Origin of the sequence: Spirosoma flavum, assembly GCF_042686045.1 — a bacterium.
GTDB classification, from domain to species: domain Bacteria; phylum Bacteroidota; class Bacteroidia; order Cytophagales; family Spirosomataceae; genus Spirosoma; species Spirosoma flavum.
The window spans coordinates 1-9019 of record NZ_JBHUOM010000024.1 but is presented as its reverse complement, the minus strand read 5'-3'; the positions used below and the strand labels follow the sequence as shown (position 1 = coordinate 9019).

The 9019-nt window shown below is 44.6% G+C and carries 8 protein-coding genes; 5 read left to right on the top strand and 3 right to left on the bottom strand.

Annotated features, from left to right (window positions below):
- Positions 1-293: 293 nt before the first annotated feature.
- A complete protein-coding gene (locus tag ACFS25_RS26245; RefSeq protein ID WP_381507142.1) occupies positions 294-1442 on the top strand; it encodes an alpha/beta hydrolase-fold protein in 1149 nt (382 codons plus the stop codon).
- A 181-nt stretch (positions 1443-1623) separates the two neighbouring features.
- On the opposite strand, the gene ACFS25_RS26240 is transcribed toward ACFS25_RS26245, so the two are convergent.
- A complete protein-coding gene (locus ACFS25_RS26240) occupies positions 1624-2190 on the bottom strand; it encodes a hypothetical protein (protein ID WP_381507139.1) in 567 nt (188 codons plus the stop codon).
- A 433-nt stretch (positions 2191-2623) separates the two neighbouring features.
- Between ACFS25_RS26240 and ACFS25_RS26235 the strand changes: the two genes are divergently transcribed.
- The 3 genes from ACFS25_RS26235 to ACFS25_RS26225 all read left to right on the top strand — a co-directional run bounded on the left by ACFS25_RS26235 (position 2624) and on the right by ACFS25_RS26225 (position 5395).
- Positions 2624-4621 carry an alpha-L-arabinofuranosidase C-terminal domain-containing protein gene (locus ACFS25_RS26235; RefSeq protein ID WP_381507136.1) on the top strand — a complete coding sequence of 666 codons (1998 nt, stop codon included), beginning with the start codon at positions 2624-2626 and terminating at the stop codon, positions 4619-4621.
- A 248-nt stretch (positions 4622-4869) separates the two neighbouring features.
- Positions 4870-5070 carry a hypothetical protein gene (locus tag ACFS25_RS26230; protein WP_381507133.1) on the top strand — a complete coding sequence of 67 codons (201 nt, stop codon included), beginning with the start codon at positions 4870-4872 and terminating at the stop codon, positions 5068-5070.
- A gap of 43 nt (positions 5071-5113) precedes the next feature.
- Entirely contained in the window at positions 5114-5395 is a 282-nt protein-coding gene (locus tag ACFS25_RS26225) for a nuclear transport factor 2 family protein (RefSeq protein ID WP_381507131.1), read from the top strand.
- On the opposite strand, the gene ACFS25_RS26220 is transcribed toward ACFS25_RS26225, so the two are convergent.
- Positions 5384-6844, bottom strand: a complete 1461-nt coding sequence (locus ACFS25_RS26220) for a hypothetical protein (protein WP_381507128.1) — start codon at positions 6842-6844, stop codon at positions 5384-5386. The genes ACFS25_RS26225 and ACFS25_RS26220 overlap by 12 nt on opposite strands.
- 479 nt (positions 6845-7323) lie before the next feature.
- Between ACFS25_RS26220 and ACFS25_RS26215 the strand changes: the two genes are divergently transcribed.
- Positions 7324-7548, top strand: coding sequence for a hypothetical protein (locus ACFS25_RS26215; RefSeq protein WP_381507125.1), 225 nt, complete (start codon positions 7324-7326; stop codon positions 7546-7548).
- Between the two features lie 467 nt (positions 7549-8015).
- On the opposite strand, the gene ACFS25_RS26210 is transcribed toward ACFS25_RS26215, so the two are convergent.
- Positions 8016-8627, bottom strand: a complete 612-nt coding sequence (locus ACFS25_RS26210) for a porin family protein (protein WP_381507122.1) — start codon at positions 8625-8627, stop codon at positions 8016-8018.
- Positions 8628-9019 lie beyond the last annotated feature (392 nt).

Genomic DNA, 9019 nt, shown 5'->3' with positions numbered 1-9019 from the left:
TTAATGATGCATCCATTTAAGAAAATCCATAATCAATTTCTTATCTCTTGACTTAGCCCTCATATCACTTATTATCGTTCGACTAATTTTGAACGAGTGACGATTATGTTAGGTCGTTCTCTTGGGTTATTTTCTATAATTTTCACCTGTCTCTTATTACCCTCCTTCATGAGACGAAGGTGTCATCATGTATCAGCTTCTCAAAATGGGGTTTGGTGAAACCGTGAATCCACAAATATTTAGCCACAAGTTTTGTACTTTGGCTAGATAAAAGTACTAATTAAACTGGACTCATGCGATCCAACCGTTTCTGTTTACTCCTTTTTCTTCTGCTAAGTTTCACGAGTCAGAGTCAGCCAATAGGAACCGTCAGTATTGGCTCAGAACATACATTGATCTCTCGAGTACTGGGTGAGGAAAGACATTACTTCATTAATCTGCCTGCCTCTTATCAGAAGGATGAAGTCTATACCGACAAGAAATACCCGGTGTTGATCCTGCTGGATGCCGATAACAATTTTCGCTTTGCCAGTTCCATGATTCAATTCATGAGTGCCGGTGAAACCGAACAAATACCCGAAATGATTGTCGTGGCGGTTGTTAATACTGCTCGAACGCGTGATATGACTACCGGTCTAGGGGGACAAAAAGACAACTTTTTAACCTTCTTAGAAAGCGAATTACTCCCCCAGATTGACCAACAGTATCGAACGTTGACCTATCGGGTATTAGTAGGTCATTCACTGGCCGGTCTATTTGTCCTCAATTGTTTTTTGCAGCAACGCGCCTTTCAAGCTTACATCGCCATTGATCCCACTCTTACTTGGGGCCAAAACGCAGTGATCAAAAAGGCAACTCCTATTCTAACTAGCAATCAATCGGTTACATCGACGCTGTTTTTGGCCCAAGCCAATAATCCTTTTGAGCCAGGTCAACACATTGGATTGAGAGGCAACGCATTTGATACGTTCCGAGCCCTCTTAATCGGTAACCAATCCAAGCACTTGGCTCACCAGTATATGTTTTATCCTCAGGAGAATCACTATTCAGTTCCCCTCCAAAGTTTTCGGGATGGGTTGCTATTTGTCTTTAATGGCTACGAATTTCCGATCCAAACCTTTCTTGACCAAGGTCGTATGAGCATCGTTAGTCATTATAAACGATTTACTGAACGATTGGGTACTTTTGTATTACCACCTGGTAAGGTAATCAACCAGATGGGTCATTTTCTGCTTCAAAGTCAGAAGCAAGTTGATAAAGCCCTACAGCTGTTCAAGCTAAATGAAGAGTACTACCCCCATTCGGTTGTCACCTACAACAGCTTAGGGGAGGCTTATAAGTTGAAAGGGGATAAACAAACCGCCATCCGCTACTATGAGAAGTCATTGGCTTTGGACACGTCCAATGAGAAGGCCAATAAAGCAATTCAGGAACTGAAATAGCCGTATGCTACAGGTGAAGCGGCAGTGGCCTTTCCAGTATAAAAGGGAAATTCTCAAATAATGCTCTCGTATGAGACCGAGGGGCGTTCGTGTATCTGCTTCTCGAATCAGGTATTTAATTGGACGGCATTGCTTACTCACTGTCAACTACTATCCGTAGCATACGTATTTCATAATTTACTTAGCAGCCGCCTTGGCGAGGGACACGTTTATAAATTAGTTTACTCTCTCGTTCTACATAGTCGCCCGATACTATTGGATATGAATACTTGGGCGCGTGCGATACCCAATGGCTCCTTAAAATTAGTTTGTCGTTAACTTTCAGGCTATGCAATGGCTGAAATTCATTATTAACGTTCAAAAAATTCTTGTCAGACGTTTCCGGCCCAAAACTAAGAATATAATCGTCACCATTAATCCTGACCATCACTCCAAAACCTACTCGTGAGCCTGGCGGAAGAGAAAGAGAGGTTACAACAGCCTCCATATTGGTAAAAGCATTTATATGCTTCCTTATGTTAGCTTCACCGGCATACACTTTATTACCTTCGGGAGAGGCTTCCCATTTTTTGTACTTTATACCATCAGGGGTAGCCTCCCATTTTTTCAATGCAGCTTTCCTTTCAGCAGCAGAGAGTGGCTTTGAGGTTGACTTTTTAGACGCTTCATGTTTACTTTCACGATTAGCCAATACTAGTCCGCTTACTACAACCAGCGGTACGATCAGCGCATAGATGATTTTTTTCATATTTTTTGTAGATTTAATTAAAAGAAATCTATATCATGATCAACAGATTCGTTTAGGGCCTGCCTTTTATTTTCAAGGATTTCAGCAAAGCTAAAAGGTTTTATCCTGTCGTCTGTTAATGACCTGTAAAAGAACGTTAACGAAACGTAAAAGCAGCTTTTACAGACTGCTATGGATTTTGGTCTCTAAGTAGTTGGATATACTGTACAATAATGTTGCCTATATAACTGTCTTACAAAAACGCTCCCACCTGAGACGTATGCGATTCTCATGTCCGTAAATGGGGCGTTTTATGAAATACTTAATAGATTTTGCCTATCTCTTCTCCAAAAAACAAATACAACTGCCATTATTTCTACAATAAATTTTATTTCTGTCTAATTGTCTGTATAATACACATTTAAGTTATTCCTGCTTATATATGGTGTTAATCGTGAAAAATATAATTCTTACTTTACTCCTTTCTGGGTTTGTGAGCAATTTATGGGCTCAAAACAAGATCACTTTTACCATTCAAGCCAATAAGCCAACCGCAACCGTAGCGTCGACCATGTGGGGCCTATTTTTTGAAGACATTAATCTAGGAGCGGATGGGGGCTTGTATGCCGAATTGGTTAAAAATCGCTCCTTTGAATTTGATACGCCCCTGATGGGCTGGAAAATCAACAGTGCCAAAGACGTGATGTATGGCTTCTATTTCGGGTCCGATATTCAGCTGATCAATCAACCCGATAAAGCTGCTACAAACCCCCGATTCATTCGCGTTGCCCTTCATAAGACCAAAAAAGGGGAGCTCAGTCTGACCAACGAAGGGTTCCGGGGCATGGGTATCAAAAAGAATTTGCGCTATGAGTTTTCGGTATTCTATCGCCAGCAAACGGCAACCGCAATGCTGCATGCTGAGCTCATTACGGAGAAAGGCGACATTATTGGCTCAGCTGTACTAGCCCCTGAGCAAACCGATAATCGGTGGCACAAAGTCGAGATGAGTTTGACGGCCTTGGCCACCGAACCAAAAGCCAACCTGCGGCTCTGGTTTGAAGGCAGTGGGATCGTTGATCTGGACATGATCTCGTTATTTCCAACGGATACCTGGAAGGGTCGTAAAGGGGGTTTGCGGGCCGATCTAGTGCAGATGCTGGCTGATATGAAGCCGGGGTTCGTTCGCTTTCCTGGTGGGTGTATCGTCGAAGGGCGGGACCTTGCCCAACGCTATCAATGGAAAAAAACCATTGGACCGCTCGAGGAGCGAAAACTGATCATCAATCGGTGGAATAATGAAGTGAAAACGCGACCCGTACCCGATTATTTTCAATCCTTTGGTTTAGGCTTCCTGGAGTACTTTCAACTCTGTGAAGATATTGGGGCCGAACCACTCCCTATTCTTAATTGCGGCATGGCCTGTCAGGTCAATACGGCCGAACTGATACCTCTAGAAAGTCTGGATCCGTATGTACAGGATGCCTTGGACCTGATTGAGTTTGCCAATGGCGATGGGTCTACCCCGTGGGGAAAACTACGAGCCGATCTGGGTCATCCGGCTCCCTTCCAGTTAAAGATGCTAGGGGTGGGCAATGAAAACTTTGGGCTACCCTACGTCGAGCGGTTTAAACGCTTCCAGCAGGCCATCCAAAGGCAGTATCCCTCGGTTAAACTGGTGGGTAGTACCGGCTTACTTTCCTCGGGCGAGATGTTCGAGACGACCAATGCCGATTTACGAAAGCTGAAGGTAGACATCGTAGATGAACACAATTACAGCGCGCCCCAATGGTTTTTGCAAAACGCTGGGCGATATGATCACTACGACCGAAGCTCGACGACGAAAGTGTTTGTGGGCGAATATGCGGCCCAAAGTGTGGGCATGACCAACCCTACCAATAAGAACAACTGGCGAACAGCGCTGGCAGAAGCCGCCTACATGACCGGCTTGGAACGCAATGCAGATATTGTTCAAATGGCTTCCTATGCGCCCCTGTTGGCCCATGTTGATGGCTGGCAATGGAAGCCAGACCTGATCTGGTTCGACAATCTAGGCGTAATGGCGACGCCCAACTACTATGTTCAGCAGTTATTTGGGGCCAACAAAGGCAACCAGGTTGTGCCGATGCTGGACAAAAATAAGTTACCCGTTACCGGTCAGGACAGCCTGTATGCCTCAGCTACTTTAGACAAAGCCGCCAGCGAATTGATTGTTAAAGTGGTGAATGCGGGTGGCAAAGCCCAATCTATCGAAGCAAACATCGATGGGCTTCGGAAACTACCTTTAACGGCTAAAGTAATAATGTTGCAAAACAACGACCTGGAAGCCGAGAACAGCTTTACATCACCGGCTATCATTGCCCCTATAGAATCGATTGTAAACGTTCAAAATAAGCGACTCAAGGTAGATTTAAAAGGCTATTCATTTGTTGTAATGCGGATAAAATTGTAACCGCTTACCACCGGCCTATAACTTCTCACGAATCCTCTTTTGATGATATAGATAGGTACATCACTATTAGCTGTACGAGATCAGATCTATAGTCGCATTCCTACTGTAGCGCCGGACCGCCGCCGGAGTGGTACGTTCGTGTAGATACACTCATTCGCTGTCCTGGAGTTATTGGCTACTTTCATAGCCGATTTCAGAGGTGCCACACTGTAGCCAACGAATAGTGAGAGTTTTAGCCGCAGAAGCTTATGCTACGGATATTGACCTGTGTAGTTGTTGAAGACGAGCTACTCGCTCAGCAGGCGTTCGTGCAAAGCCTTGGGCGTTTATCGTCTCTACGGGTACTTGCCGTTTTTACCAATCCGGTTGAGGCATTTGATCAGCTACCCTCTCTTAAGCCGGATGTGCTCTTTGTGGACGTCCACTTACCTGAGAATAGAATAGTATAAATCACGTTTATGCCAACCTTATAGGGAATCGCCAGTAAATTTGATGCAGCTTCAATTCGACGTCATCCAAACCGTCAATGCCCTCTTCAACACCACCGATCGGCAAGAATGGCAATCGTGCCAAGATTTGTTTGCTAATGAGGTCTTGCTCGACTATGAGTCGTTGAGTGGGCCAGCACCCCTCCGGCTAGCACCCAGCCAGATGATAAGCGCTTGGCAACAAGTTTTACCCGGCTTTGCCTTTACTCAGCATATGTTATCTAATCATGAAGTGAGCGTGATTGGTGCTGGTCAAACTAGATTGATAGACTACTTATTTTTTTAAGAATTTTTCTTGTTGATCCACACTTATCCGCATATTACTCTCGTTCTTCCATACCCCTTTTTGTTTGGCTTTTTCGGTTGGCTGCTGCCCTTTAGGCGTGTGGGTCTCCAGATAGCCTTGATGGGTGCGCCATTTTCTGGCCCCGACCGGAACTCGCTCAACGGTTGGCCGCTCAAGTTCCTCTTTTTTATAATTAGTGACTCGGAACCCGTAGTGATCGTAAATCTTTTTAACTCGATCCGACAAGGCATAGAGGGTAATCGGTTTCTTTTCGGTTTCTAAATTTAAGGCCATACAGGACTTGAGCAGATCTTTCAAGGTGTTCTTTACTGACTCTTTTCCTTCACGGGGTTGTATGTTGTCAGGATTGATGGCAATGTTTGAAATATAGCCATCTTCTTTCCCAACTTTCTCTAACAACCCTTGAACTTGACCATTTTTTCTCGCGACTAAATAAAAGGATTCACTTAAGCTCTCTAAGGCCTCCAGGATCTTTTTAATTTCACTTGCCGCACCTGAGAAGTCACTGTCGAGCTCATGTTGTTTTTTAATGGTACTTCGTAGACCGCCTACCGATGTCTCGTTGTAATAGGCCTCTGGATCGGTCTCAATCGAATCATCCTTTTGTGACTTGAGGGCCCAATAAGCCTTCGAATGGTCCTTTTCCTTGGCTCTAGCGTAAGCCAGCCAATCCTTGAGTGAGGCAATTACTTCATCCCTATCATCAGCTGTTAGTTCGGTTATTTGGTGTTCTAGATTCAGCTCCTTTCTATTCAGTATTAACCTGTCCCGCTCAACGAGTGCCGCTTTAATTTCCGGATTCTGTTGCTCAAGAAGTACTTTGATATAGTCTTTGTGATCTTCATCTTCACAGGTAAACTCAAAATCGTCGAATTCAACAATTTTGAATTGCTCCATTAGTTGATTTACCGTTTGTATATCTACTCGTTTATTATGATTTTTAATAACCTCTTCGAGCGTTGCTTGGTGGCCTTCTTCATCACAGTCAAAATAGTAATACTCGATCGCTTTGTTCTTTGATTCCTTCTTTCTTATTTTTAGTATATCCGACAGCCTATTCAGGTCGTCACTATCGTTATCCTCCTGCTTAGTATCCATTTCTATTTTCTTTTGGAACGCTAGCATTTCCTCGTAACTTTTGGTGTATGGATCCTCGAGCGTATTGGTGCCCACTCGAATGGGCCTTTGGATAACCCCATTTATGGCGTTGGGTTGAGTGACCCTGTTATTAATGTTTTCTTGCAATCCTCGTTGAAAAGCCGTTATTGCCCGCCCATCTTCAAACGGTTTTCCTGATTGGCTCGTTTGCTGCGACGCATTGGCAAGGCAAGCGGAAGCTTTATAGGGTTTCACAAATGAGTTCATAATCAATACATTAAAAGTTGAATCAAGATAACGAATCGCCAGTAAGTAGGCAATGCCTGTCAAACAGATGATAGAAAAAAAACCACGGTGAACTATGACAGAGTGGTAACCTTTTCCGACACTGATTGGCTATTAGTCAGTACTTCGACACAATGTCGAGGTAATCGTAGTAAAGACTAAGAGGTAGTAGTTTGCGTTTGCAACGACTGAATCTGCTCTCGGAGTTGATCCGCACTTAATAGGGTGAGGTCTTCCACCGGGCTTAGAATGATGACTTGGACTTGCTACCTTTTCCTAGACACAACGTAATTGGCGTTAACCGTCCTAACCCTTGAAGTCTTAAAATATCCTCCCTTACGTAAGATGAAGGACTAATCGTTACAAACTATAAATTCCCTTTAGAACCGCCACGGCGGCCACCGTGGCGCGGCCCAGCGATAATTTCGCCCGTTTGCAACAAATACCCCTGGAGTGTCGGATAGTCAAACATTCAGGGTAGGCGCGGGTTATTAAGCGACTAGCAGTACCCAAAACCTACAGTTATGGCGCACGAACATCATAAAGAAGCCGCTTATCACTTTCGCAAGGCGGCTGAATACCACGAGCATGCCCAGCAGCTTCATGAAGCCGGTGATCACGAAAAAGAAGCCCACGAGGCTTATGTGGCCTACGGCCATCACAATTTAGCCGACCAACACGCACAGGCGGCTGCGGAACACCACGCTGAGAAGCATGACACCAGCGGTCATAGCGACCCAATTGACTAACCGTATGCTACTGATGGCGTTGGACAGGTATTAAAAACAACCGTTTCAACTAATGCTGGTTTTACTCGGTTGTGAACTATAGCGAACTGACCAATTACCAGCCTATTTTGACCAGTATGTGCCAAAAGGAAGTAGTTGTTGCCGACGCGTACCCAGATAATCGGTTCTTGTTTTATCTTGCCAATATCATAGGTTCATTTTAGGATGAATCAATTGGTGTGGATAGAAGCGGAAAGCCTGCCATCAGTGAGGGCAGGCTTTTTTGTGCCTAGGCTATGGAGGGCTAAGTAGGGACAGGTTGTAAGACCGAATAAAGTAAACAATGGATACAGGCTACAAACTAGGTTATACAGCTAGTGAAATTGAACGTCTTATAAAAACGCTCCTCAAAGTGAGATGAAGGCGCGTCCATCCACCTGCTGGAGCGCGACGGTGCGTGAATCCGTAATTTGAGGTTACGACGAGGCTCAAAAAGACCAAATCAACTGTGTTTGTAGGCCCAAACTATAAGAGCTGTATTGCGTGAGGCTATAGACTGCATCACTGGCGGGGCGGTAGAAGCTGTAGCTGGCGGTAGGTTGAACCAGCAACGATAAGCCTGCATCAAGTCGGTAGATCAACCCAACACCCACTACCCCATCAGTGGTGATGGGCCGTCCGGTAAACGTGTTACTCCGGGCAAAAATGACCCCGGTAGAGAAATAGGGAGATAAACGCCGGTCCGTCAATCGGTAGTTCACTAAAAGGGGTAATTGCCATCCTTTGCTGATGAAGGGGGAAAAATCGCCATAGGGACCCTGTGGACTTTTGTTATGATTAGCGTCACGATAATAAAGTGCACCGATGGAGACATCCCACCGAGGATTAAACCGGTAGCGTGCCGTCAAACCAAATGAAGAAACGATGCTGTAGCCCGAAGCTAGAATTTGGGTTGTCGATCCATTGTAGGTATAAGTCGCTTGAGAGGAGTAGGGATTATACTTGAACCAATAGGCCGATGCTAGGGAGAAGCGGCTTTGGGCCACTGAAGGGGCATTTAACATCAGCATGATCGCCCCGAAAAGTAGACTATTTTTCATGATTATGGATAATGTTGACCTTACTGGATCAAGGTTGTAGGCTCTGGTTAGTAACGCTACTTCTGATCAACTGATATACGTATTCTGCTGGATGCTTAAATAATTTTTTATTTCCTGCACCTGAAACTAATAATCTCAAAATAGGCTCCCGCTTGAGACGAGGAAACGTTCATGAATAGGCTCCCGCCTGAGACGAAGAAGTATTCATGCATCTGCTCCTTAAATGGGGCGTTTACTGAAACAGATAAATAAAGATTGAGTTGTCTCAGGAAGTAGCTTTTTATTAGACGATTACTTTTTAATGTTTGTCAACTTCAGTTAGTCGCATACGGTCGATGCCGGCTTCTTCGCCGAAGTCTTACGGGTGGGTTCCGTCGAAGGGGTATTTCACT